The organism is Rhodothermaceae bacterium, from assembly GCA_009838195.1.
Classification (GTDB): domain Bacteria; phylum Bacteroidota; class Rhodothermia; order Rhodothermales; family Bin80; genus Bin80.
On record VXSC01000037.1, the window covers coordinates 1 to 25215 of the forward strand.

General features: G+C 51.1%; 20 protein-coding genes and 1 pseudogene. 8 read left to right on the forward strand and 13 right to left on the reverse strand.

From position 1 onward, the window contains the following. Both F4Y64_08650 and F4Y64_08655 read left to right on the forward strand, forming a co-directional pair. On the forward strand, positions 1-361 hold a 361-nt coding region (locus F4Y64_08650), incomplete at its 5' end, for a hypothetical protein (protein MXX97665.1). 689 nt (positions 362-1050) lie between these two features. Then, positions 1051-5217: a hypothetical protein gene (locus F4Y64_08655; GenBank protein ID MXX97666.1), complete on the forward strand. Its 4167-nt coding sequence runs from the start codon at positions 1051-1053 to the stop codon at positions 5215-5217. Between the two features lie 403 nt (positions 5218-5620). On the opposite strand, the gene F4Y64_08660 is transcribed toward F4Y64_08655, so the two are convergent. The 10 genes from F4Y64_08660 to F4Y64_08705 all read right to left on the reverse strand — a co-directional run bounded on the left by F4Y64_08660 (position 5621) and on the right by F4Y64_08705 (position 16421). After that, positions 5621-6235 (reverse strand): superoxide dismutase, encoded by a 615-nt coding sequence (locus tag F4Y64_08660; protein ID MXX97667.1) that lies wholly within the window; start codon positions 6233-6235, stop codon positions 5621-5623. Between the two features lie 81 nt (positions 6236-6316). After that, positions 6317-6850 carry a hypothetical protein gene (locus tag F4Y64_08665; protein ID MXX97668.1) on the reverse strand — a complete coding sequence of 178 codons (534 nt, stop codon included), beginning with the start codon at positions 6848-6850 and terminating at the stop codon, positions 6317-6319. A gap of 9 nt (positions 6851-6859) precedes the next feature. Beyond that, entirely contained in the window at positions 6860-8359 is a 1500-nt protein-coding gene (locus tag F4Y64_08670; GenBank protein MXX97669.1) for an NADH-quinone oxidoreductase subunit N, read from the reverse strand. A 5-nt stretch (positions 8360-8364) separates the two neighbouring features. Further along, positions 8365-8658 (reverse strand): 4a-hydroxytetrahydrobiopterin dehydratase, encoded by a 294-nt coding sequence (locus tag F4Y64_08675; protein ID MXX97670.1) that lies wholly within the window; start codon positions 8656-8658, stop codon positions 8365-8367. A 16-nt stretch (positions 8659-8674) separates the two neighbouring features. Continuing rightward, positions 8675-10225: a citrate transporter gene (locus tag F4Y64_08680; GenBank protein MXX97671.1), complete on the reverse strand. Its 1551-nt coding sequence runs from the start codon at positions 10223-10225 to the stop codon at positions 8675-8677. Between the two features lie 17 nt (positions 10226-10242). Continuing rightward, entirely contained in the window at positions 10243-11856 is a 1614-nt protein-coding gene (locus tag F4Y64_08685) for an NADH-quinone oxidoreductase subunit M (GenBank protein MXX97672.1), read from the reverse strand. 18 nt (positions 11857-11874) lie between these two features. Next, positions 11875-13869: an NADH-quinone oxidoreductase subunit L gene (gene nuoL, locus F4Y64_08690; GenBank protein ID MXX97673.1), complete on the reverse strand. Its 1995-nt coding sequence runs from the start codon at positions 13867-13869 to the stop codon at positions 11875-11877. A gap of 8 nt (positions 13870-13877) precedes the next feature. After that, the gene (gene nuoK / locus F4Y64_08695) at positions 13878-14183 is read right to left on the reverse strand and encodes an NADH-quinone oxidoreductase subunit NuoK (protein MXX97674.1); all 306 of its coding nucleotides are present in this window, start codon (positions 14181-14183) and stop codon (positions 13878-13880) included. A gap of 6 nt (positions 14184-14189) precedes the next feature. Beyond that, complete coding sequence (locus tag F4Y64_08700; GenBank protein ID MXX97675.1) at positions 14190-14690, reverse strand: NADH-quinone oxidoreductase subunit J; 501 nt, start codon at positions 14688-14690, stop codon at positions 14190-14192. A gap of 93 nt (positions 14691-14783) precedes the next feature. Continuing rightward, entirely contained in the window at positions 14784-16421 is a 1638-nt protein-coding gene (locus F4Y64_08705; protein MXX97676.1) for a hypothetical protein, read from the reverse strand. Between the two features lie 80 nt (positions 16422-16501). On the opposite strand from F4Y64_08705, the gene mdh reads away from it, so the two are divergent. After that, positions 16502-17449 (forward strand): malate dehydrogenase, encoded by a 948-nt coding sequence (gene mdh, locus F4Y64_08710; GenBank protein MXX97677.1) that lies wholly within the window; start codon positions 16502-16504, stop codon positions 17447-17449. Here mdh and F4Y64_08715 read toward each other — a convergent pair. Beyond that, a complete protein-coding gene (locus F4Y64_08715; protein MXX97678.1) occupies positions 17418-17708 on the reverse strand; it encodes a Smr/MutS family protein in 291 nt (96 codons plus the stop codon). The two genes, mdh and F4Y64_08715, sit on opposite strands and share 32 nt — an antisense overlap. A 364-nt stretch (positions 17709-18072) precedes the next feature. On the opposite strand from F4Y64_08715, the gene F4Y64_08720 reads away from it, so the two are divergent. The 5 genes from F4Y64_08720 (at position 18073) to F4Y64_08740 (ending at position 22298) form a co-directional block, all read left to right on the forward strand. Continuing rightward, positions 18073-18705 (forward strand): sigma-70 family RNA polymerase sigma factor, encoded by a 633-nt coding sequence (locus F4Y64_08720; GenBank protein MXX97679.1) that lies wholly within the window; start codon positions 18073-18075, stop codon positions 18703-18705. Next, positions 18702-19031: a DUF971 domain-containing protein gene (locus F4Y64_08725; GenBank protein ID MXX97680.1), complete on the forward strand. Its 330-nt coding sequence runs from the start codon at positions 18702-18704 to the stop codon at positions 19029-19031. The genes F4Y64_08720 and F4Y64_08725 overlap by 4 nt, the downstream gene beginning before the upstream one ends. 418 nt (positions 19032-19449) lie before the next feature. Further along, positions 19450-20061, forward strand: coding sequence for a sigma-70 family RNA polymerase sigma factor (locus F4Y64_08730; GenBank protein MXX97681.1), 612 nt, complete (start codon positions 19450-19452; stop codon positions 20059-20061). Positions 20062-20276: 215 nt separating this feature from the next. Beyond that, complete coding sequence (locus F4Y64_08735; protein MXX97682.1) at positions 20277-21155, forward strand: PhzF family phenazine biosynthesis protein; 879 nt, start codon at positions 20277-20279, stop codon at positions 21153-21155. A 12-nt stretch (positions 21156-21167) separates the two neighbouring features. Next, positions 21168-22298 (forward strand): aminotransferase class I/II-fold pyridoxal phosphate-dependent enzyme, encoded by a 1131-nt coding sequence (locus F4Y64_08740; GenBank protein ID MXX97683.1) that lies wholly within the window; start codon positions 21168-21170, stop codon positions 22296-22298. Between the two features lie 140 nt (positions 22299-22438). Here F4Y64_08740 and F4Y64_08745 read toward each other — a convergent pair whose 3' ends face one another. Both F4Y64_08745 and F4Y64_08750 read right to left on the reverse strand, forming a co-directional pair. Next, on the reverse strand, positions 22439-22882 hold the full coding sequence (locus tag F4Y64_08745; GenBank protein ID MXX97684.1) for a T9SS type A sorting domain-containing protein: 444 nt from the start codon (positions 22880-22882) through the stop codon (positions 22439-22441). Positions 22883-23659: 777 nt separating this feature from the next. Beyond that, positions 23660-23743 (reverse strand): annotated as a pseudogene (locus tag F4Y64_08750) (bclB domain-containing protein). Positions 23744-25215: the final 1472 nt, after the last annotated feature.

Here is a 25215-nt window from a genome sequence, read left to right on the forward strand (position 1 = left end):
GGATCGCGCTAAGGTAGCGCTAATCAGGCAGAACCGTCCTGCTATAAGATCTAAAGGACGAATTGGCCGCCTCGATCCTTCGACCGGTGAATTCAAAGAATGGGATTCGCCGAGCGGACCACGATCTCATCCGTACTCACTGGCCGTGATTAACGACAAGATCTGGTACAACGAGTCTGGAATGCGCCCCGATGCACTGGTTCGATTTGATCCCCAGACAGAATCCTTTCAGAGTTGGGCAATCCCCAGCGGCGTAGGAATCATTCGACATGTCTGGGTCACCCGTGAAAACAAACTGCTCATTCACCAGAGCAGTTCTAATCGTGTTGGTCTCGTGACCATTAAAGATTTGGCGAATTAGCAGCTTTGTCCACGGAGTACCTAGTCGAGACATCCCTAATAAGATGCAGAGGGAGGTTCTATTACCCGCCTTTCCGTAGATCCCCTGGATTTATTCATTCGCCCATATCTCGATTTGTTTTGAAAAAAGCATCCGGGTCTCGCGCTGTACGCTGGCCGTTAAAGCAATTGTAATACTTCAATGCTCGGGCCAAAAGATTCAATTTAATGTGAATTAACAGTAATATGGCCAATATTTCCCATTATATAACAGATAAAGGATAGAATCTCTGGAAAAATACTGGAGTAATTACTATCTCCAGTGAGAGGGTCTGTCTATAGCGGTGTAATGATCCGCTAGTTATACAATATTCGCAGGGTGAGTGCGTGGGCCTGTGCCATGCTCCGCTGCGGGACACGCTACCCCCCAGTCGCGCAACCATTGCTACCTGATCGCTGCGCCTAGCCGGTTCGTCAAAAATGAACCTAGGTAGATGGACAGATCCCGCGCGGAGCGACTTTCAGTTCGTGTGAAAAAACAGATCGATCGATCTTATGGAGTGCCAATCCGTTGCGTACAGGGAAGATCTATAAAAAATCTGATATGATTCAAATTATGTCGCTGTTTTATTTGCATAAACGGTAGAGAGCTCCCTCGATTTTGGATTTTGGAATTTTGCAAGAGGCTCAATGTGAGAAAAATTGCCTATAATGCTGGGGCAGACTCACACATTTTCCGATCCAAAAGGATATGGACCGTTGTACAGCAAAGTAATGTTATTTCTCCGGGATGAGGGTGGCAGCCTCAGGACCTGTGCTAGGCCCATCCTGATCTTCGTTGGACTTGGGGTGTTGTTGTCTGTTGTCGCCCTTGGTCAAGTGCCCACGCCAATAACCCATACTGGCGTGACTCCCCGGGTGTTGTGGAATTCGAATTTGCAGGCTCTTGAAAACAGTGAGAACTTCGCGGTGGCAATTGATGGGAATTTGTTGCCGTCGGAAGCAGAGTTTGGCCGCCGTTCCCCGGTGGAGGTGACGTGGTGTTTGAGCCTTTCTGCGCAAGCGGTGATTGCAGGAGAATCAGTGACCGTGAAAGCAACGGTTTCTCCGGTGCAGACACAAGATGTTGACGTTGAAATTTCTTCCGATTCTTTGCTGCGTCCTTTTTTGGACCTGGATGACGGGACGTCGGTCACGATCCCGGCAGGGGCAAGTGAGTCCGCCCCGATAACGATTAAAACTCGTTGGGATGACAGTAATGATTTATTTACTTATGGATGGCTGATAGGAATACCAGAACTGCCACATGTTCACCCTCTCTGTTTATGTCCTGTTTTGCGGATTTTCTCCCCGAATGCTCCCCCGGCGGTCTCACTGTCGGCATCTCCGAACTTGGTGTACGAAGGGGAGTCGGTCACGGTGACAGCCACGTTGACGAAGGCACTGTCGGATGCGGTGACTATTCCCTTGGGATATGGTCCAGGTCGCCCACCGGCATTGGCGTGGTTCGATTATATTACTCTCCCGAGCATTACGATTCCCGGGGGATCCCGTACCGGATCGGGGACGATTACCATTCGGGATGACGGGATCTCTGAGGGGGAGGAGCGTTTCGATGTTGGCTTGAGTTTTCCATTGCCGTCCAAGATAATAGATGGCTACCCTTCGAGGGCGGGTATCACAATTCAAGACCGTGCCCCGGTGGACGTGACGCTCTCGGCATCTCCGGATCCGGTTGAGGAGGGGAATTCTGTCATGGTGACGGCAATGCTGTCCAAGGCGCTGGACACGAATGTAACGATTCCGTTGACCTTGAGCGATGGCTCGGCGGAGGCAGGGGATTATGTGGCACCGTCTCCGGCCCAGGTGGTGATCAAAGCGGGAGCGACGAGCGGAGCCTACCGGATCATGACGGTGGCGGATGACGTTGCCGAAGCAGACGAGACCTTCACAGTGGCCCTTGGCTCCCTTCCGTCCAGGCTGGCCAGGGGAGATCCACACCGGGCCACTCTGACCATCGCCGACAACGACCAAGCCGGGATCCAGGTCCTCCGATCTGTCTCGGTGGCGGAGGGGAGCCAGGAATTTTTGGAGATCGCACTGACTTCGGAGCCGTCCACCTCCGTCGCGGTACAGATGGACTGGTCTTCGGGAACCGACCTGAGTCTGCATCCCATGTCGTTAACCTTTACGCCCGAGGACTGGCATGATGGGCAACTGGTGACGGCGATGGCGGCGGAGGATGATGATTTTGCGGATGATCAGGTTCCAGTGATCCTGACGGCGAGCGGGAGTGACGACTACATCGGGATCGTGGAGACGGTGGTGGTAACGATCATGGACAACGATGCGGGGGAGATACTGGTTGCGCCATCGGTGACGGTGGAGGAAGGGGGCACGCATCCGCTCGCGGTGGGTCTTTCTGCCCGGCCATCGGGCCCGGTGACGGTAACGCTGACGGGACACGCGGGGACGGACCTGGCATTGGAGCGGACTTCGCTCACGTTTACGGTGGCGGATTGGTGGACTCTCCAGCCGGTGGTGTTGACGGCGGGGCCGGACGATGATTTTGCGGACGACACGGCGACGTTGACGCTCACCGCATCAGGTGGCGGCTACACCGGGGTGACGGCCGTGACCGCGGTAACGATCACGGACGACGATACAGCGGGGATCTTGGTGGAGCAGGCGGTGACGATGGAGGAAGGGAGCACGCACCCGCTCCGGGTGGTTCTTTCCGCGCAGCCATCGGGCCCGGTGACGGTAACGCTGACCGGACACGCGGGGACGGATCTGGCACTGGAGCGGACTTCGCTCACGTTTACCACAGCGGACTGGCAGACTCCGAAGCCGGTGATGCTGACGGCGCTGGAGGATGACGAGGATTATGTTGATGAAACAGTCGGACTGCATCTTGCGGCATCGGGCGGTGGCTATGCCGGGGTGGTGGCAACAAGCACGGTGACGATCATGGACAATGATGAACGTCCGGCAACGATCACGATCCACGACCATCAGGGATTGGAAGATGCGGGGGTTCTTCAGCTTCCCATCCGACTCAGTCGCCCCGTTGATCAGTTGGTGACCGTGCAGTATGCGAGTGCCGACAGGGAGGCGGAGGCGGGTCTGGACTATATGACCTCGCGCGGGATTGTGATTTTTGCTCCGGGGGCTACCCGGGGAATGATTGAGATCAAGGTCACCGATGATGAACTTCTGGAAGAAGATGAGTCTTTTGTGGTCACTTTGTCAAATCCGCGCCAGGCCATCATTGCGCGAGAGACGGGGACGGGCACGATTCTGGATAATGATGGCGGGGCGGTGACGCTTCGGGTCGAGGATGCGGTGGTGGTGGACGACGAGGAGCGGGTCCGGTTTCGGGTCGTGCTGTCGCATGCGCAGGGTCAGTCGATCTCGGCTGTGTACCGGACCCGGGACGGGACAGCCCGGGCGGGGGAGGACTATGAAGCGTCTTCGGGGGTGGTGACGCTGATCCCGGGAACCATGGAAGCCATGATTACGGTTCCGCTGCTGCATGGCGGACAGGATCGGCATGAGGAGACGTTCACGGTGCATCTGGAGTCGTCAGGGCATGCAGAGATTACGAAGGGGGTTGGAGTGGCCACGATACAGGAATCAGCCACGGTCAGCGAAGAGGTTCTGGACGCGTATGCGGCGCGGTTTGTTCGGACCTCATCGGCAGAGATTGTGGAGGCATTGGCCGAGCGGTTCCGCTCTGGGGTGGAGGGTGCAGCGTGCGGGGCGGCCGACCGTGCGGAGACGGCCCGGCTCTGGCATTCGGCTTCGTCATGGGATCCGTCTCTGGGCGAACTGTTGGCGGGGTGCCGCATGGCGGCGAGTTCTTACAGTGGTGCATTCAGTGTATGGGGACGGGGGGCATACCGGCAGTTTGGTGGCCCGGATGCATGGACACTGCGCGGCGAGGTAAGTACAGCGATGGTGGGGGCGGACTACCGGTGGCGGGCCGGTTGGCTGGCGGGGGTGCTGCTATCGCACAGTCAGGGGAGTGGATCGTTTGCAGTGATGCGGCAGTCTGGCGAGATCACGTCCGGGTTGACGGGGGTGTATCCGTACATGTCGTATGCAGGTGCGGGCTGGGAAGTGTGGTTGAGTGCGGGTGCGGGTCGCGGACAGGTGGAGATGCAGGAGTTGGACACAGATCTGGCGTCACGGTTTGGGGCAATGGGGGTTCGGGGGAGTTGGGTGTCCGGCGGCAGGATCGGGCTGAACTACCGTGGAGATGTTCTGGTGACGGATGCAAGGCTTCGGGATAGGACGGCAGAGGTGTACCGGGTGCGGGCCGGGGTGGAAGCCAATGCAACGATCAGGCGAGGGCTTCGTCCGTATGTGGAGGCGATGGTGCGCAGCGATGGCGGGCGTGCGGAGACGGGCGTCGGGTTGGAATTTGGCGGAGGGATTCAGGTGGACTATCCGGCGTGGCGTTTGAAGGGGGATGTGCACGCGCAGGGACTGGTGATGCATACGGCGGAGCAGTTCACGGAGTGGGGAATCTCAGGACGGGTGCAGGTGGGCCGTCGATCGGAGGGAGTGATGGTGCAGGTGCGTCCATCGTGGGGACGGGGGATGTCGATCTATGGTCAGCCATTGGATGCGGTGCCGATCGGTGCCAATGTGCACCGGACGGAGTTGGAACTGGGGTACGGCGTTCCATGGAAAGAGGGCACGGCCCGGTCCATTGTGGGGGTCACCCGGATGGCTCAGGGGAGGATGTACCGGCTGGGAGGCGAATTCCATCCGTGGGAACAGGTGAGCTTCTCAGTCTTTGGGCTGGCACATGGCCACGAAACGGCGCTGGCAGACATCGGAATGAATGTGCGAGGGTCGCTGCGGTATTAGATGGATGGAAAGAAGCACAACTGCGAGATAACTAATCAACGGGAATATCCTGACCTCGGCGGCTTGACGAGCTCTATAATTTGACAACCCCTGTTCTGGGTCCTTCTGGAGACGGTTTTTCGTTCACCCCGTTTGCAGTGTTCAGTGTCTTGTTGTGCAAGATCTTTTTTTGTATACCTGTGGGTTCATTCTCCCGAATTTCACGTTTGTTCAACCCTACTAAGCAAGACGACCAAAAACGTCGGCAAGATTTGTGGAGAACTACCGCAATGCACAAGGCCAGACCCAGCAACGAAAGTTTCCGGGTGCCATACCTTCGGCCAAATCAGATTGCCGGTACCTCAATTCGGCAACACCCTCGCTTGCACGGTTAAATGAACTTTTTTCCGCCAGAAAGTCAGGGCTATCCCGTCGCCGCCGCAAAGTTGTCAGCGACCTGTGCCCAGTTCACTACATTCCAGAATGCAGCTACATAGTCGGGGCGGCGATTTTGGTAGTTGAGATAATAGGCATGCTCCCATACATCCAAACCAAGGATAGGAGTATGGCCCTCCATATACGGACTATCCTGATTCGCCGTGGAATACACCTGTAGTGCACCCTCGGAATCTACAATGAGCCAAGCCCATCCACTGCCGAACTGTGTGGCCGCAGCTGCAGAGAATTTCGCCTTAAAATCCTCAAATGATCCAAATGCACTGTTGATGGCCGCTGACAGAGCACCCGCTGGAGAACCACCACCGGTTGGGCTGAGGACTGTCCAAAAGAGATTATGATTAGCGAAGCCACCGCCATTGTTGCGGACAGCACCTTGGACTCCCTCCGGTAAATCAGAAATTCCCCGTAAAAGTTCTTCAATGGACTTCGACTGCAGACTTGCGTGATCCTCCAACGCCTTGTTCAAGTTGGTGGTGTAGGCTTGATGATGCTTTCCATGGTGAATCTCCATGGTTCTCTGGTCAATATAGGGTTCCAATGCACCGTGTGTGTAGGGAAGATTAGGAAGTTCAAAAGGCATTTTAATGTTGTTAAGTTGCGGTGAAAGATACCTCGAACATCACAGATTGTTCGAGAAAACAAGCGAATAGGCTGGAGCAGATTAAGAACGGACGTTCATCAGTTTCTTATAGTCTGCTTCTGTTAAGCTTCCGTCAGAGCGTAAGCGATCAAGGGCCCGCGAAACTGCAGCCCAGTCCGTCTCCTTTGAGTTAGAGGGGTCCGGAAGCAACATAACATTTCGAAGCAGTTGTTCGATATACTCAGTGCTCTCCGGATGCCTTGAAAGATCAAGTTTTACTGAAAAGGTTGCCCTCCCCCTGTTTACTTCCATCACGATGTGTGCCCCGCGAAGCTTAGACCGGCTAGAATCAATAAAAACAATATCGCGATAACATACGGTCTGGGGAGACTCCAGATCTGAGTTTTGAAAAATCAGGCGGTCTTCCAGAAAAACCGCGCCATCTTTTCCGTTGCCAAGAAACGTACCATCATATAGCGCGAGAATATCTTCAGAATGCGCATCCTTCGCATAATCACGGGTTGCACCTCTTAACCTTTTTTGGGGAATTTCGGGAGTAACGTATAACCCGATCTTAGGAGCGTGCGGCAAAAGATCCTCGATCAGTGTTCTCATTTTGAACGGCTACGGAAGGGTTGCAAGCGGACCCTGCGTAAAAAAGGACAGTGTTAGATCCCGAATCCCTGGAACCAAACCAATCCCTAACAACAGGATTGCACATGTTACAAGGACGATGGAGGACGAGCGGGGGATCGGGAAGGCCTCGGATTGGACGGCTGGGTCCGCCTCGGTAGCGGGTTTCATCCAGAATACATACAACACGCGCAGGTAGTAATACCCCGAAAAAACGCTGGCCAACACGCCAACAATTGCCAACCAAGTCAGGCCTGCATCGACCGCTGGTGCAAAGACCGCAAGCTTCCCAAAGAACCCTCCTAAGGGAGGAAATCCAGTCAAACTGAACATGAATACCCCCATCGTGATACCGACCAGAGGCCTCTTGAAACCAATGCCTGCAAGAGAATCAAGGGTTTGCATACGTCCTTCTTTGCCATCCCATTCCAGTAATGCGATCGCACCGAACGCCCCAATATTCATCAGAGCATAAATCAAGAGGTAATAAACTGCTCCCGCATACGCTTCACTGGTCCCCGCGGCCAATGCAATCAATACATACCCTGCATGCGCAATGGAGGAATATGCGAGCATTCGCTTCACATTGTCCTGCGTCAGTGCAAGTAGATTCCCAAATACGACTGTCACCAGTGCAACGAGTGCCAGTGCCAACTGCCAGTCTCTACCCCCAGGTTCCAAGGTTCCAATCCCATGGTAGAGCACGAGTACCAGCGCTGCAAAGGCGGAAGTTTTCGAAGCAGTCGCCATGAACCCCGTCAGGGGCGTAGGTGCACCCTGATAGACATCCGGTGTCCACATATGAAATGGCACCGCGCCAACCTTGAACATAAATCCGACCAGAAACAAGGCAACCCCGACCCAAAACAGAGGGCGTAACCCACTCACAGAATACCCAACAGCCATCTCCGTGAAATACATCGTCCCGGTAGCACCGTAGATGAGAGCAATGCCATACAGGAAGAAACCAGTTGAGAAAGCTCCCAGCAAAAAATACTTGAGTGCACTCTCCAGCGCACCCTCATCACTTCGGACAATGCCAGTGAGGATATAGAGTGCAATGGACATGGTTTCCAGACCAACAAAAACAGTCACCATGTTGTTGGCCGTCCCCAACATTAACATCCCGCTGGTGGCAAACAGCATAAGAGCGTAGATCTCCCCGTAACTCCGACGGATTCCTTTCAGGTAAGGCACTGAAAGAATGATTGAGAAGAGCGCACTGACTAAAATGGTCACGCTGATAAACGAAGCGAGGCCTCCCGTCTGAATGAGCGAGAAAAAAACGGTCGAAGATGGATCGGAAACCTTGAACAACTCGAAGACCATCGCAATCACGACCGACAGCCCCGCAATCCACGGCAACTGGGGGGCATCGTTGCGGAAAACATCCCACACAATGACGATCACACCAACGAGCGAAAGCCAGAGAATAGACGCTCCTCCGGCCAAATCTACCAGGATGGTATCAAATGCGGACGAAATCTCCATAGATGTTACTTACCAAAAACCTTATCAATGGCCTGTGCCAAGAGTACATCCATCTGGCTAACCCGATTCCCCGCACTGTGAGTGGTGAGCTCAATACTGACCTGATTGTATACGTTGTACAAGATGGGATGATGATCTAAATGGTCTGCACAAAACCCAATCCGCACAATGAATGCGACTGCTTCCCGGAAATCTGCAAACTTGAAGGTCCTGGTGAGTCGATCGTTACGAAACTCCCAGTTCTGCAGCGACGCAAGAGCGTCATTCAATGTTTTTTGATCAAGTGGATCACGATTCATGGGCCCAAGAAATTATTTAAAAGATCCATCCGCTATAGAAAACTAGCCAAACCACAGCATACACTGGCAACAAGATCGTCAATCCGTACTTGACTAGGTAACCAACAAACGATGGGACATCGGCACCGTTGGACTCAGCAATAGCCTTGACCATAAAGTTCGGTGCATTTCCGATGTAAGTCATTGCACCAAAGAAGACCGCCGCAATCGAAATTGCCGACAAATAAAGCATGGATGCGTCCGCATTCGCAAATGCTTTCACCTCCACTGCATTATTTATGTCCATACCAAATTTGCCCATCGCTGCCGCAAGGAAGTTGAGGTACGTTGGTGCATTATCTAGTACACCGGACAGCGTACCGGTTCCCCAGTAGAAGGTCGTTGCGGTGAGAACGGAAGCATTCTCCGCAGCATAGTTCGAAATCAATGCCAACGCCGGTACCATGCAGGCAAAGATGCCAAGGAATAACCAGCCAACCTCACGGATGGGTTCAAACGTGAATTCATTCTTTTTCAATGCCTCCTGATCACAGCACTTAAAGGCAAGCACGCACATCGAGAACATGATGATTTCTCGAATCCCAAATGGAAGATGATAGGTGCCAACTAAGTCAAATGGTGTCCCCTTCATTGCCGTGATCACATTGGGATCAATAAATACGGAGACGACAATGATCACAACAAATATGAAGCTTCGGTTCCCCTGCAACTCAATGGTTTTTCCAGAAGAAATATCCGTTGTTGACTTTGCCTTGTTACGGCTGTCCATCACATAAAAAATGGCCAACAACACGATTAAGGTTGGCACCCAAATGTGCCATACATGTGCTGCTGTCCAGAAAAACGGAACACCACGCAGAAATCCTAGAAACAGCGGTGGATCTCCAATCGGAGTCATCGCGCCACCGACGTTTGCAACAATGAAAATGAAGAAAACAATGTGGTACGCTTTCAAGCGCCCCCTATTGAGACGCATATAAGGGCGAATAAATAGCATCGCCGCGCCGGTGGTTGCGATCAGGTTTGCAACTACTGCTCCCACAGAAAGAAGTGAAATATTCGCAAGTGGTGTTCCCCTTGCATTGACTTTTAGGAAGATCCCGCTGGCCGCAATAAATAGCGAAGCCACCAAGGCGATGAACGAGAGATATTCCTGAAGTGCATGCAGCATCGAAATACCGTCGTGCAGTACGAACAGGTAGTACACCGTCACAAAGAGACCCAAACCCACAGCATACTTGGGATAGTGGTGGTGCCAGTGATGTCCATAGAAAAGTGGCCCGGTTGCAATCATCAGAAGAAGAATCACAAAAGGCGCAACCAGCCATAGGGGAGGAAGTACCTTTGCATGCCCCCCACCGTAGCCTTCTTCGTGATCCCCTTCTTCCGCAGTTGCATCCTGCACTGCGTGATCCGCATCCTCTGTACTTTCCATCACCTCCTCGGCACTACCATCAACTTCGTGGACGGTATCATTAGTAGCACCGTCCTCTTGCGCAAAAGCCGTAGAGCTACCTATAACAAGAAACAGTACAAACCATAAGTAAAGTACGCGAGGAATCGTCATGAGGAATTTGGTATTTGTTACGGTTGGTGCGTGGTTGGACTCGGTGATGAAGAAGATCGGTTTGCTCTCCGACTCATCTCATAGGTACGCTGAAGATCGGCATCATCAATCTCCGCATAAGCACGCTTCTCTTCAATAATTTCTATAAGGCGTGTTGCTGCTGGCTCACTCACCTTCAAAAATGGTTGAGGCATGAGACCCAGCAAAACCATCAGCAATGCCATGGGAACCAGTATAACAAGTTCTCGGCGATTCAGATCTGACATGTTCCGGTTTGCTTCAATCGTTAGGGGACCAAAAAACATTCTACTCAGCATCCAAAGCAGATACACTGCCGCAAGGATAACCCCTGTAGTTGCAATAATCGTCAATACGGGCATCCCCGGCGCCTCGCTGCTGAATGCTCCGACCAGAATCAGAAATTCACCAACGAAGCCGTTAAGCCCCGGAAGCCCTGCACTCGCCAGTGCTGTCAGTACCATGAAGAATGTCAGTACCGGTACGGATTTCGCGATACCTCCATAGTCAGACATCAGGCGTGTATGCCGCCTCTCGTACAACATCCCAACAAGCAAAAATAATGCTCCCGTGGAGATTCCATGATTGATCATCTGGATCATGGCGCCTTGAATGCTCTCCAGAGTCAGCGCAAAAATTCCCAGCACCACAAAGCCCAGATGACTCACGCTTGAGTAAGCGACCAGTTTCTTAGCATCTGTTTGCGCACGGGATACCAATGCCCCGTATACAATGCCTATCACAGCAAGGATACCGATCAATAGCGTATGTGCTACAGAGGCACTAGGAAAGAAGGGAAGGCAAAACCGAATCAGACCGTAAGTCCCCATCTTCAACAGCACGCCTGCAAGAATTACAGACCCACCCGTCGGCGCCTGCACATGGGCATCTGGCAACCAAGTGTGAAATGGGAAAACCGGAACTTTGATTGCAAAAGCAAAAGCAAACAGAACGAACAGCCAGGTCTGCATCCCCAACGGGACATTAAAGGCCAACAGCTTGAAATAATTCGTAGTGAATACACCATCGTTGACCGCATTTCCTGCTGCGTATCCAAGATATAGAATTGCAACTAGCATCAAAAGAGAGCCTGCCATCGTGTAGATCACAAACTTGATGGCCGCGTAAATCCGACGCTCTCCTCCCCAGATCCCAATGAGGAAATACATCGGAATCAGGGTTAGCTCGAAGAAAATGTAAAAGAGAAGGACATCAAAGGCGCAGAACACCCCCGTCATGCCAGTCTGCAGGACCAAGAGCAATACATAGTATCCCTTGATATTCTCTTTGATATAGGTCCAGGAACACAAGACAACGATTGGGCCCAAAAATGTGGTCAACAACAACAGCAGCAGGCTAAACCCGTCAATTCCGATGAGATAGCGTACATCCAGACTTTCAGAAATCAACGGAAACTCCACACCGCGAAATTGCAAATCGGCTGCATTAGCTACATCAAATCCAAACCAAAGCGGGAGTGACAGCAGAAACGTGCTCAACGCGACGAGCAGCGCAAACCAGCGCACCGAGCGATCACTCGGCGCAAAAAGCATACAGAGTGCTCCTACCAAAGGTAGAAAAATGATTGCCGTCAAGAGGTTTGCGAACTCCATCGCGGATGCTACTTGATATTAAAGGAGAAATAATGCAATCATTAAAACAGACCCAAGCAGGATTGCCAGTGCATAATTCTGCACAACCCCTGTTTGTAATCGTCCAAATAACCAACTGAATACCATGGATACCCGTGCCACCGCATTCACCAATCCATCCACGACATATTGATCGAACGGTGCAAATGCCTTCTGTGCACCCCCAATCACTGGTCGAACAATCGCCCGATTATAAAACTCGTCCCAATAGTAGCTCGATTGCCACCAGCGGTAAAGCGCACCGAAGCTGCCCTGAATCAACTGATCCCCACCCAACTCATACCTCGCAAAGAATCTCCATGCCCACAAGACTCCTACGATGGCAATGAGCGAGCCCAGCACTATTAACCCAATTTCAACCGAAACACTTACATGAGCATGGACTCCGGGCTCAGCAACCGGACCTAAATGATCTCCATGTCCGACAAGGTAATCATGGATCCAGTTCGACAACCCAATCTTTTCGGCTACTTTAGGGAATCCAATCGCTCCTCCGATCATGGACAATCCAGCCAAAATTACAAGCGGTAGCGTCATTGACCACGGCGACTCATGAGGATGCAATTTGTCCTGCATGGGCCATCTGGCTTTCCCTTCGAAAGTCAGCATGTACGAACGCATCATGTAGAATGCGGTCAGAAGCGCGGTAATAATCCCAATACCCCAGACAAACCATGCATACATGTTCCCATCGTATCCATACTCAAATGCCTTGAACAGGATTTCGTCTTTCGAAAAGAATCCCGCCGTCAATGGGATTCCCGCGATGGCAAGCGTAGACAAGAGATAGGTCCATCGGGTAATGGGCATATATTGTTTTAGCCCTCCCATGAAGTACATATCCTGCGCATCAAAATCGCCATCGTAGCCTTCGTGCCGGAGATCATGCTCGACATGATGCATCCCGTGAATCACACTCCCCGAGCCTAGGAACAGACAGGCCTTAAAGAACGCATGGGTAACGACATGAAAGATTGCGACAAAAAATGCCCCTACCCCTGCCGCCATGAACATGTACCCTAGCTGGGATACCGTTGAATAGGCAAGAACTCGTTTGATGTCACGTTGCGTCAAAGCAATAGTCGCTGCCACAATCGCTGTCACTGCACCCACCACAGCAATCACTGCCATTACCTCTGGGGCCATCAGCACCAGAGGCGAGAGCCTTGCCAATAGATAGAGGCCGCTGGTGACCATGGTCGCGGCGTGAATCAGCGCGGAGACAGGCGTTGGACCTGCCATTGCATCAGGAAGCCAAATGAATAGGGGAATCTGTGCACTCTTTCCGGTCGCCCCCAAAAACAGGAGGAAGACCACGACCATAATGGTGCCTTCCGACATCGCCTCTGCACCCGATAGTACACTGCTGAAGTCCAGTCCTCCGACTTCCCGAACCAGAATGAACATGGCAATGAGGAAGCAAAAATCCCCTACCCTGTTCACAATAAATGCCTTCGTTGCCGCTGCACTGTTCTTGCGTTCCTCATACCAGAATCCGATGAGGAGATATGAGCAGAGTCCCACTCCTTCCCAGCCCAGAAACAGAAGTAACAGATTGTCTGCCAGAACCAGGTTCAGCATCATGAAGATGAACAGGTTCAAATACGCGAAGAACTTCCAAAAAGATCTGTCCTCTGCCATATAGCCGGTTGCATAGAGATGAATCAAAGCCCCGACTCCTGTGACCACCAAAGTCATGATCAGCGAGAGCTGGTCAATCCGATAGGCAATATCAACCGAAAAGTCACCCGCGCCCATCCAGGTATAGACGGAAGTAATGGATGCGGTATCTGTCCCTTGGGAAAAAAGCATCGCTGCAAGCCCAAAGGGAATTGCGACCATCAATGTCCCGACGGTCCCCAATAACCCCTTGTGGACGCGTAAGCCACGCGCAAATAGAGGGATAATTCCCAGTAATACAGCCCCTATGAGCGGCAGTAGAACAATAAGCTGAACAGTCAAATCAGTGGACATTGATTGGCTCAGTGCCTAAACAATTTGATATCATTAACATCGACTGTAAGCTTATTCCGGAAGATTGCGATGACAATGGCGAGACCGATCGCAGCTTCAGCAGCGGCGACCGAAATTACAAAAAACACCAGAATCTGACCAGATACGTCCCCCATAAATTGAGCGAATGCAACCAGAGTAATATTCACTGCATTCAGCATGAGCTCAATTGACATCAAGATCACGATCAGATTGCTTCGGTACAAAACCCCTATCACTCCAATAGAGAAGAGTACTGCACTGAGCGTCAAATACCATGTAAGAGGAATTCCCATCAGGTTCTATTCAAACGTGCGCTTTGCAAGCATCACCGCCCCCACAGTTGCGACCAGAAGAAGGATCCCGATAATCTCAAACGGGAGCACATAACGTGTAAAAAGTGCCTCCGCGATGTTCAATGCAGATCCGGTTTCTGTATTTACGACTGCTGACGACAATGACTCTGAGGTCGTTGCCGTCACGTAAACCATCTGAGCCAGAATCACTGTGAACAAAACAAACCCGACCCCTTTCTTCGCATCAACCCGGTCAACTTCAGGGACTGCACTCAGGTTGAGTAGCATGATGACAAATAAAAACAGGACCATAATTGCACCTGCGTAGACTAGGACCTGCACAACCGCAATGAATTCAGCATTTAGTGTCACATACAGTCCCGCCACACAGAGCATCACAAGAATCAACCATAATGCACTCTGGACGGGGCTGCGTGAAATCAGCATTGCTAGTGCTGCAAACACCGCAATGAGACTGGCGGCAATAAAAAACACTTCAGCAAACATGCAAAATGCTCCGAGTCAAGACTGGGCAAATTTAGGCAAATTTTCGCAGCCGTTCACTATACAGGGGATTGAAAAAATCACGAAATCCCACTTTTACTGTCTTGAATGTATTTGATCAAGCATCTCTTCCAGCGCAGCATCAAATTCTGAAAGGGACCCGTTAGATGTCAGCGGTAACACCGAAATACTTTCTCGCTCCTTGAACATCCAGGCCCCTAGCACCGTGATCGCATCTACCTGCTGCATCGTAAGCCGATCTGGTGGATGAAGTACCCGCTTATGGAAGATGGATTTCGCTGTATCGAAGGTATCTGGGTCACACGGCCATACTGCATGTGCAATCGGAAACCCATACGCCATGAAATGTACCTCTATTTTCCCGTTCAACGTACATAACACTGCACCGGTCCTTTCCAACAGCGCTGTGCGCAGAAAATGTGGACGTGAATGGATGGTTTTCATGAACTCCAATTCATCGCGGATCTGCGCGGCGCGTTCATATTTCTGGAGTTGAGACGCTTTCCTCATTCTACTTTCCAGAAGAGACAATGCTTGTGTATCCCGCCCCTCCAGAAAAGCAGTTGCACACACAAACCCTTCCTCCGTCAGAGGGCCACCAATTTGGGAGCTCTCCAACCCGATTCCATTCCGTTCGGGGGATCGGAATGCGTCTGGGGATGCCCCATAGAGTGATACCAGTACCTGTGCTAAATGCATCGCTTCATTGTGGGTCGCCATTGGACCATAGTGCCTAGCCCCATCTGCCCGTATGTGCTTAATGAGGGTCACCCAGCCTGAGCTGGAAATTTCCCCGAGACGTAAAAATGTCCGACTGCGGTGTTTTCGCCCTGCTTTATTGAATGGTGGGATATGTTCTTTGATTAAGCGCGACTCCAATAGAAGTGCTTCCAACTCCGTCTCTGCCTGCGTCCACTCAATATCGTGGACTTGCCGGATCATTGCACGGATGTGTTGAGCATGGCCCTCTGTACCGGCAAAATAGCTGCGAACCCTCTCACTGAGTACCCGGGCTTTACCAATGTAGAGCAACTTCCCATCCTTCCTCAGCATCTGATAGACTCCAGGAGAATGTGGAAGTTTGTTCAGATAATTTTTGCGAATATGTTCCAGACGCTGCTGATCGGCTGGATTCCTCGCGTAGGAGGTATTTTGAAAACGCAACAATTCATCCAACTCCGTGATCTCGTGCTGTCTTTCCAACATGAGAAGTAACTGGGTCAATACCTCCTGCGTTGCAAGTGCGTCACTGAGGGCACGATGACGATCATCTGGGTTAATATCAAAATGTTTAATCAAGCTCCCCAAACTCCTTGATGGCAGCCCTTTAAGAAGACGACGTGCCAAACGTACCGTGCAGAGAGTCTGACTATTGAGTGCGGGGAGGCCTGCACGACTTAATTCTGAAACAATGAATTTCCAGTCAAACGCAACATTGTGTGCTACGAAAATTGCATCCCCCACGAATTCAATGAAAGCTGGTAGTACATCAGCCACCTGCGACTGCCCATATACATCGGCCGCAGTAATTCCTGTAATCTGAGTAATACGCCATGGCACCTTGCACCCGGGATCAACCAGTCTTTCGAATGTGTCTTCAACCCTATTTCCTTTCACCCTGACCGCCCCAATCTCAAGAATCCGGTCCTGATCCGCATGCATTCCCGTCGTTTCCAGATCTACGATCACAAATTCAGCATCTCTAATCCACATTGGACTCTATTTTGTGAGTAAATTCATCGACTCGTGCGTACTAGCCTTCCAAATTATCACCATCTATTTGAAAGTATCTCATGAATAAGGTTACCGTGATTGGAGCGGGCAATGTTGGGGCCACTGTTGCCGAATGTGTGGCCCGTAAAGATATGGTCAAAGAAGTAGTATTGATTGATATCAAGGACGGCTTATCCGAGGGAAAGGCTCTTGACATCGCCGAATCCGCCCCGATCCACTTATTTGATACCCGGGTTAAGGGAGTCACCAACGATTATAGTGCTACCGCGGACTCTGATATTTGCGTAATCACCAGTGGCGTACCCCGAAAACCAGGTATGAGCCGGGATGACCTGCTGGAGATCAATGCCAATATTGTTCGTTCGGTTACGGAATCATTTGTAGCGGAGAGCCCCGATGCGATCATTATCGTGATCTCCAACCCACTTGATGTGATGACCTACGTAGCCCATCAAGCCAGCGGGTTCCCATCCCATCGGGTTTTTGGAATGGCTGGCGTTTTGGATACTGCACGGTTCCGGGCCTTCCTGTCTATGGAGCTTGGAGTTTCTGTCAAGGACATTCAGGCACTCCTGATGGGCGGACACGGAGATACGATGGTTCCTTTGCCCCGCTATACTAGCGTAGGTGGGATTCCGATCACCGAACTGCTCTCTGAAGATCGGATTGAATCTATTGTCGAACGTACGAAGAGTGGGGGTGGGGAGATCGTACAGCTCATGGGAACCTCGGCCTGGTATGCTCCAGGGGCTGCAGCTGCGGAAATGGCCGAAGCAATCGTCAAGGATTCTGGCCGAGTACTCCCCTGTGCCGTGTGCCCATCCGGTGAATATGGTCTCTCTGATTTATTTATCGGCCTGCCCGTCCGCCTTGGCCACTCTGGAATTGAACAGATCATCACTGTCGATCTGAACGAATCGGAGCAGGCTTTACTAGATGTTTCTGCTGAGCATATCCGCAGTAACTTCGAAGACCTCAGGCGTGTCTTGAATCAATCCGAGGCTTAAGCTCCACCAGTGTAGCCCCCCAACTGCTTGAATCTGTCGCAGTCTTCCAGGAATCGACAAGTGGAGATTTCGCCAGCACGGCATGCACAGTTGCTCGTAGAGTTCCTGTGCCCTTGCCGTGAATAATACGTATGTGATAGATGTCCTCGCTGTGACATGCACGGAGATACTCACGGGTCACATCAGCGGCATCCCGAGGATGGAACGTATGTAGATCCAGAATCCCATCTGTGGGATACTGAGAAATCTCGTCCTTCATGTGCTTACGTCGTAATATGTAAGTGTACGCCCTCCATTCCAGGAGCTAAAAGCTCCGAATGATGCATATCACAAAGTTGCCCTGCAAGGGGATCAAGTGATCTATTCTCTACGCACCATACTCGTTCGATTTCAATTCGGTATCTTTCATAATACTGAACCGAATTATTTAAATAAGCCCTCGGGTGAGGAGCTTTTCTTCGCATGATGGTGCCTCAGCATAAATGGGCGTGATCGGGCCCTTGCATTGGTGCGCCCCGCCTTCAAACTGATACGTAGAGAATTTGTCTAAGAAACCCCGTATAGTACGCAGAGATCACCACAGGCGTTCATCGGCCATCAGCCGCTTTGACGCACTGGATACAATGGTAGATGAGGACCTGATGGAGCTTTTTCAGGCTGGAACTGTGGAGGCCTATAATATCCTGGTGGATCGCTACAGTGAGCGCCTTATGCATTATCTGTATGGATTTCTAGGTGACAAAAAACGCTGCGAAGATCTTCTTCAGGAAACATTCCTTCGCGTTCACCGCAACCGCCACTCGTATCAGCGTATTGCAAAATTCTCTACTTGGCTCTATACCATCGCGGGGAATCTAGCTCGGAGTGAGTATCGAAAGCAGAAGCGTCGGCATATGTATTCGATCCAGTCCGTGAGCAGGGACAATGAGGAATACGAGATGCCACTGCCGGACGAGACCTTTTTACCGGATAAACACACGGAAAGTGCTCTTCAGGATGAGTACATCCAGGAAGCACTGGGTTCGCTCCCACCAAATTTCAGAGAGGTGGTAATTCTGCGGGACGTTCAGCAACTGGCTTACGGTGAGATCGCACAAATCACAGGACTTCCAATGGGAACGGTAAAAAGTCGCATTAATCGCGGACGTAGCAAGTTACAGGGGATACTCAGAGAGATCTATCCCTTTACGGAGGAACCAGATCCCCTCCCCATTGATCTACCAAATAGTACCACACAATTGGAAGCCGTCGAATGAGTCTGCTTCCTGGTGGATTAACCTGCCAGCGTCTGATCATTGAGAAAGATGCTCAGACTCTGGAAGTTCAATGGTCTGATGGCCATCACTGCACTTTTCCACTGGATGGCCTGAGGCGTGCGTGTCCCTGTGCTGCTTGTCAGGGACACGAAAAAATGCATGAACTCCCGGACCCCGCAATTTTTCGCCTCCCTGCCTTAATGCGATGGGAAAATGTTAAGGCCGAAATCGCAGGGAGTGTGGGGGTGCGTCTCATCTGGGATGATGGGCATAACAGTGGCATTTTTACCTGGGCGCGCTTACGCGCTATGTGTCCGTGCGAGTAACCACCATCCCTCCTGTTTTTGCGGAGATTGGCTGGTAAATCCACAAATCCAAAGTATGTAGCTCCGCACTCAAAAGACCTGTCAAGAGCAACCTAAAGCTGTGATAATATCTTCCTCAATCATATTTCGTATATTTAGGTCCGCACTGATATTATACTTTTGCGTACTGATCCCCATATAGTAATTACTGGGTTTTGTGAAAATTTGAATAAGATTGGGCAAATCGTGCCACAATGATATATGGGTTCTGTACGTTTAGTGTGTACTGTAACAAGGTGCATCATTAGTACGTAAGGGGCAGCGAGCCTGTCCCTCAGTCTTTAATAAGATTTATAGTAACGTGAAACAAATAACACGCATCGTTCGAAAGGACTCGCGGCGGCGTACCGCCCTGAGTCGCTTTGACGCTCTTCAGGATATGTGCGATGAAGACCTGATGGAACACTTCCAGGCAGGTGTGGTCGAGGCGTACAATATTCTATGGGAGCGTTGGACCGGTCCCTTGGTGAACTTTCTCTATCGGTTCACGGGCGACAAAAAAGCCTGTGAAGATCTGATTCAAGAAACGTTCCTTCGTGTATACCGGAATCGACATTCCTATAAGCGTATTGCTAAGTTCTCAACCTGGCTGTATACGATTGCGGGAAACTTGGCAAAAACGGAATATCGCAAGCGTAGCCGACGGCGTATGGACTCTATCCAATCGTTTAACCGTGACGGAGAGGAGTTCGAGATGCCCCTGCCCGATGAGACTTTCTCGCCAGATAAGCACGCAGAAAGTGCCATCCAGGATTACTACATCCAGATGGGACTTCTGGCATTGCCGGATCATTTTCGCGAGGTAGTTATCCTCCGTGATATCCAGCAGCTTAGCTATGAAGAGATTGCCATCATCACCGGCCTGCCTATGGGTACGGTAAAGAGCCGGATTAATCGGGGACGCACAAAGCTCCAAGAGCTCCTGCAAGGCATCTACCCCTTCCTAGACGAAGAGGAGGAAGATGATGAGCCGCTTCCTGAGTTTGCATAAGCCAGACAGCTGGACATCAAGTCGGCTGATTAGCTGCTGAGTTGGATCAGGATCGCGAAGGCAGCAACAACTCCTGCAAGTATGGTAAGCGCAATGATGATGTTCTTGCGTTGCTTCCGATTCATGTTCATGAGGGACTCTGTACTGCAATAAAGGCTTTTGGGTACAAATATGCAAGTTTCTGGTAGCAAACCTGGTCTGTGACACACCCGCTTATGGCATCCTTCCCCTTCTTCCAGGTTGATGCATTTACAGATACACCACTGAGTGGGAATCCCTGTGCGATTGTGATGGATGCGGATTCGCTTACGAGCGAGCAAATGCAGGCTATCGCACGCGAACAAAATCTCTCGGAAACGGCATTCATTCTGCACTCTGATCAAGCGGATGTACGTGCCCGCTACTTCACACCATCCGAAGAGATTCCGCTTGCTGGCCATCCTACGATTGCATCGGTCCACCTTCTCGTAGAATGCAGACGTATCTCCCTGACGGGGCCTGTGACCACGATTGCACTGGAGCTTGAAGCGGGGATCATTTCTGTTGACATTCTGACTGCTTTTGGGAAAGCGAATGAGATTGTCATGACACAACTGAAGCCGCAGTTCCTGTCTCTGGTGCCGCACGATCAGGCTCTATCTGCATTTGGCTTATCGAACGACGACCTCATTCCTGAAAAACCGATCCAAATCGTCAGCACTGGAACCCCACAGTTAATGGTACCTGTGCGGGATGTTGATTGCCTTAGAGGAATTCAGGTAGATGTGGCTTCTTTCACACAACTTCGCCGTGAATTCGATTTTTTCAGCGCACACCTGTTTACCCTAAACAACTCGGAAACATTTGCCCGCCATTTTGCCAGCCCACCCGATATATTCGAGGATCCATTTACTGGAAGTGCAACTGGCGGAATGGGAGCATACCTATGGCAGTATGACCTTATCAAGGAGCCTGTCTTTACTGCGCGTCAAGGAACCTGGATGCAACGACCAGGCCGGGCCCGCGTGACGGTCATGGGCCCACGTGCCGATATTACGAGTGTTAAAGTCGCTGGGCAGGCAGTAACGGTGATTGTCGGCACGCTTAATATTTAATCAAAATTAATGATGACTCAAGCTATTGATACTCAGCTTATTCATGCGGGAGAAGAGCGCCGTATTGAGGGAGCAATCCGCATGCCAATTTTTCAAACGGCCATGTTTGAGCATGACGATTCTCCCCTGAGATACATCCGCTACAATAACACACCAAACCAAATTGTGCTCAATCGAAAACTTGCGATTTTGGAAGGAGCTGAGGAAGCATTGGTCACCGGTAGCGGAATGGCTGCAATTAGTGGAGCACTCCTTACCGTACTCAAGCCAGGGGATCATCTTCTGACACAAGACACCGTCTATGGAGGAACACATGGATTCGTTCGTACACTACTGGCAGATCTTGGGGTTAGCGTCTCCTTCTTTGATGCGGATGCTCCCGAAACCTGGAATTCCTTGTTGCAGGCCAATACTCGTGCAGTCTATGTTGAATCCATCACAAACCCCCTACTTCACGTTTGTGATTTGGAAGGGATCGTTGCGTTTGCGCAGGCAAATAAATTGGTCTCCCTGATTGACAATACCTTTGCGACGCCATTCAATTACCCCGCTTCTGCTGCAGGATTTGACTTCTCACTTCACAGTGCAACCAAGTACCTTAACGGACACTCCGATGTTGTAGCCGGTGTCATTGCTGGAAGGGGAGACTGGGTGCGCAAGGCTGGAAAAAATTTAAAGCAGCTAGGAGGCTCCTTGGATCCTCATGCCTGTTTTTTACTTCATCGAGGTGTTCAAACCCTAGCCCTGCGAATGAGGCAACATAATTCCACCGCGCATGCTCTGGCAGAATTTCTTGATTCCAGAAGTGAGGTTGCACAGGTCTACCACCCTGGTCTGAAATCTCATCCACAACACGAGCGGGCAGCTCGCTTATTTGAAGGCTTTAGTGGAATGTTGAGTATCGAACTGAAAGGTGGTTTAGAAGCTACAGAAAAGCTGATGAGTCGCCTCCAGATTCCCGTCTATGCACCAAGCCTCGGAGGTATCGAATCCCTGATGACCCGTCCCGCAATCAGTTCGCACGCAGGACTGACTCCGGAAGAGCGCAAAGCTGCAGGAATTCGTGATTTTCTTTTAAGGATTTCTGTGGGGATCGAAGACTGTCACGACCTGATTGATGATTTCGAACAGGCTCTGAATTAACCGGATCCCCGTTGCTTTTCCCTAGAGGTCGGATCAATATTCTTCATGGTACTTTCATTTGACAGGTTTTCCTACGATACCGGGTAGGAATCTGCTCCGCCGCCTTGGGTGCTGGTTGTTGGCCGAGCACACAGGCAGCCTTACCGCACACGCAGGAAGCGGCCGGCCAGTCTTCGAATTCCCACCGGCGAGTTTGCCTGAATCTGATACACATACAGGCCCGAGGGCAATGCCGAACCCTCAAGACGGATGCTCTGGCTCCAGCCAGCGGTTAGATCGACCGGAGGTTGGGAAAGTACCCGCCGTCCCATCACATCAAACACCTCCACATTCAGGGTGGCGGGCCAAGGAAGATCGACAACGAGGCGTGTGGATTTGCTAAAAGGATTGGGATAGTTTCCGTGAACCATAAACGATTCCGGCACTCCCCCCTGCTCCGACGCGACGGGGCCAAGGAATTCAACATGGAACACCAGACCATCTGTCGCCCTGGTGGCATCGGTCGCCTTAAACATATAAGGAATCGGACTTGACGTAACCATCGTCGGCGTTCCGCTGATCGTGCGAGTCAATGAATCGTACACGAGCTCGGCGGGGAGCTTGGGGGTCAGGGTATAGGTAACCGGTGAAATACCTCCTTGGCATTCTGGGCAATTACTCTACCGGTGCAGAAGAATCGAACAGGGAGGAGCCCTAACGTCAGTAGAGCAAATGACTGATGGATTCCCATAGTCGTACAAAGGATGATGCGCGTCAAACGTTAGATCTTATCCTGACCTCGGCATTCGGGCAACAAAAAACCTTGTTCCATGGTTATTTGTCGGTCCAGACGGCCCCGTCCGACGTTCAATGTCAGTTCTGGCAAAAGATCTTGTCGCCGCCACCAAGCACTGTCCCGTCCGAACGACAGGTGCGCGAATAATCGATTCAAGCCAGCAATCAGGACGACATGTAACAAGTTTCGAGGATTAGTGGGCGGTGCTCAGCGCATTCATTACGGCTTTATAGTCCGCTTTGTCTACTTCGTCTAACAAGGATGTGGCTGCTGGAGCAATGGCAACGAAACGTATGCGGTCCCCATCGAACACGGATGCCCTCGGCGAAGAGCCTCGGGGCCGCTGAATAATTACGAAAACGGTTCCGACTTCAGTAGCATACGAGAGGTTGATTTCTCCGAGAGAAAACGGAAGGGCATAAAATTCCTCTCCACCACTCCCTAGATCAGTATACGCTAGTACGACTCCACGTTCGTGAATTTCACGGGTAATCAGTCCTGAAGACCATCCTGCTACTTCTAGGAACTCCGATACCTGAAAATCACTTGTTCGCAAGGTTACGGTAAAACTCTGAACATTGGCGTTACCCGGTGGTCCTTGCTCTCCTGTAGCTCCCCGTTCACCTGTCCCCCCCTGCGGTCCAGCAGGCCCTTCTGGTCCAACGGGACCTTCGCAGGCAGACAGGAATAGGGCGGCAAGCAGGAATAGAATAGCTGCCAAGCTAAGGGATTGGAGAGAGGGTCCTCTACCATTTATGCAAATAGAAAGCGGCATAATTTCAGTCATTTCAATTTTATCTTGTTGTAATGATAGACGACAGTCAATCCCTGAAAGTGACGGACACTGATGCCACTTTGCACAAGAATTCCCTATCGAAGAGATAGCGGTAAAATAGTGACACTTGAAGTATTTTGTCAGTCATTTATATTCCTTATCTGTGATTTTATCGGAAAATTTTGTTATATTACTGTTAACTCATAATAAATTGTAGCTCCGGGCCAGAACTGGTTCCAGACCTGATGTGCCAGCCGAGTGTGCTGCGCCGTCAACTCATCGGCTATGCGATACCATTCGAGCATCCGTATGATCTCGACATTAACCCGATCTAATCTTCACAGAAATTGGGATCAGTCTGGACAGCATCGGCGAGCACGCGCGCATCCCGGCGGTCATTGGGTCCGACGAATACCAATCCCGGAAGCGATCCAACTGCTTGGGGTTGATGGTAGGCACCTAGAAGATATTCCCCTTGAAGCCGTCCACGACCAGACCATTGGAAACCTCAATGGCAGCTGCAATCTGGCCCGCAGTACAGTTTGCACAATCGAAGATCTAGTCCCACTGTTGGGGATTCCATCCCCTGAATGTGCAATAGAATTCTTACCAATAACGGTTCCTACTGAATTCACGATGCACACCTGGTACGACTCAGTCCCCGAGTCAATGCTACAAAAGATGATGGATTGAGAATTCGTAGACATGATGGTGTATCTGTAGTGTGTGAAAGTAGTCGCGGATTGATGTGATGCTTCATCGGTCCCTATATCGGTGCTCAATGACACAAACTCTCTACGGGGCGAAATCACGGCACTTCCTAGGGCGCGCCGACCAAGCAATCAAGACACAGGAGGCAGTTAGTCACTTTTGGGGAGGTGATCCGCAGAGACCCGATGTGAAACACAAATAGGCAATGCTCTTGTGAGCCTGGAAAGATCAAACGGTCTCAAAATCAAAAACCCTCGGCACAGAACCGATGATCCGTGACCTCTTTCATTGAAGCCCCAAACCCGCAGCTCTATGTCAATCTTCTTCAACTTCTTTGATTGCTCCAATACGTACTTAGGTAGCATCCCCTACAACATACAGGGTGAAATCCCCTCCCATTCCCTTTCCGAAATAGCCAGCGGTGTGTTAGCACCATTTTCTTCGATCTTGGCGGACGGCTTTCTTTGTCTCGCTGGGGCCTGAAAATGAACTGTCCACTGAAGAAGAAGAAGAACCAGAAGTCAAAGTCAGAGTACATGACTGGTGCGATAACCAGAGTGACGAGTGTTGGATTTGACAACCTTCTGATGATCGTAATGCCCAGAGGCCCCCAGAATACAGACCGACCTCCCCGCGAACTGGCGATGTAAATCAAG

What these genes read in the sequence shown, in the direction of transcription:
- F4Y64_08655 (MXX97666.1), top strand. Translation starts at nt 1,051, where the DNA reads ATGCTGGGGCAGACTCACACATTTTCCGATCCAAAAGGATATGGACCG.
- F4Y64_08660 (MXX97667.1), bottom strand. Translation starts at nt 6,235, where the DNA reads ATGCCTTTTGAACTTCCTAATCTTCCCTACACACACGGTGCATTGGAA.
- F4Y64_08665 (MXX97668.1), bottom strand. Translation starts at nt 6,850, where the DNA reads ATGAGAACACTGATCGAGGATCTTTTGCCGCACGCTCCTAAGATCGGG.
- F4Y64_08670 (MXX97669.1), bottom strand. Translation starts at nt 8,359, where the DNA reads ATGGAGATTTCGTCCGCATTTGATACCATCCTGGTAGATTTGGCCGGA.
- F4Y64_08675 (MXX97670.1), bottom strand. Translation starts at nt 8,658, where the DNA reads ATGAATCGTGATCCACTTGATCAAAAAACATTGAATGACGCTCTTGCG.
- F4Y64_08680 (MXX97671.1), bottom strand. Translation starts at nt 10,225, where the DNA reads ATGACGATTCCTCGCGTACTTTACTTATGGTTTGTACTGTTTCTTGTT.
- F4Y64_08685 (MXX97672.1), bottom strand. Translation starts at nt 11,856, where the DNA reads ATGGAGTTCGCAAACCTCTTGACGGCAATCATTTTTCTACCTTTGGTA.
- nuoL (MXX97673.1), bottom strand. Translation starts at nt 13,869, where the DNA reads ATGTCCACTGATTTGACTGTTCAGCTTATTGTTCTACTGCCGCTCATA.
- nuoK (MXX97674.1), bottom strand. Translation starts at nt 14,183, where the DNA reads ATGGGAATTCCTCTTACATGGTATTTGACGCTCAGTGCAGTACTCTTC.
- F4Y64_08700 (MXX97675.1), bottom strand. Translation starts at nt 14,690, where the DNA reads ATGTTTGCTGAAGTGTTTTTTATTGCCGCCAGTCTCATTGCGGTGTTT.
- F4Y64_08705 (MXX97676.1), bottom strand. Translation starts at nt 16,421, where the DNA reads ATGTGGATTAGAGATGCTGAATTTGTGATCGTAGATCTGGAAACGACG.
- mdh (MXX97677.1), top strand. Translation starts at nt 16,502, where the DNA reads ATGAATAAGGTTACCGTGATTGGAGCGGGCAATGTTGGGGCCACTGTT.
- F4Y64_08715 (MXX97678.1), bottom strand. Translation starts at nt 17,708, where the DNA reads ATGAAGGACGAGATTTCTCAGTATCCCACAGATGGGATTCTGGATCTA.
- F4Y64_08720 (MXX97679.1), top strand. Translation starts at nt 18,073, where the DNA reads ATGGTAGATGAGGACCTGATGGAGCTTTTTCAGGCTGGAACTGTGGAG.
- F4Y64_08725 (MXX97680.1), top strand. Translation starts at nt 18,702, where the DNA reads ATGAGTCTGCTTCCTGGTGGATTAACCTGCCAGCGTCTGATCATTGAG.
- F4Y64_08730 (MXX97681.1), top strand. Translation starts at nt 19,450, where the DNA reads ATGTGCGATGAAGACCTGATGGAACACTTCCAGGCAGGTGTGGTCGAG.
- F4Y64_08735 (MXX97682.1), top strand. Translation starts at nt 20,277, where the DNA reads ATGGCATCCTTCCCCTTCTTCCAGGTTGATGCATTTACAGATACACCA.
- F4Y64_08740 (MXX97683.1), top strand. Translation starts at nt 21,168, where the DNA reads ATGACTCAAGCTATTGATACTCAGCTTATTCATGCGGGAGAAGAGCGC.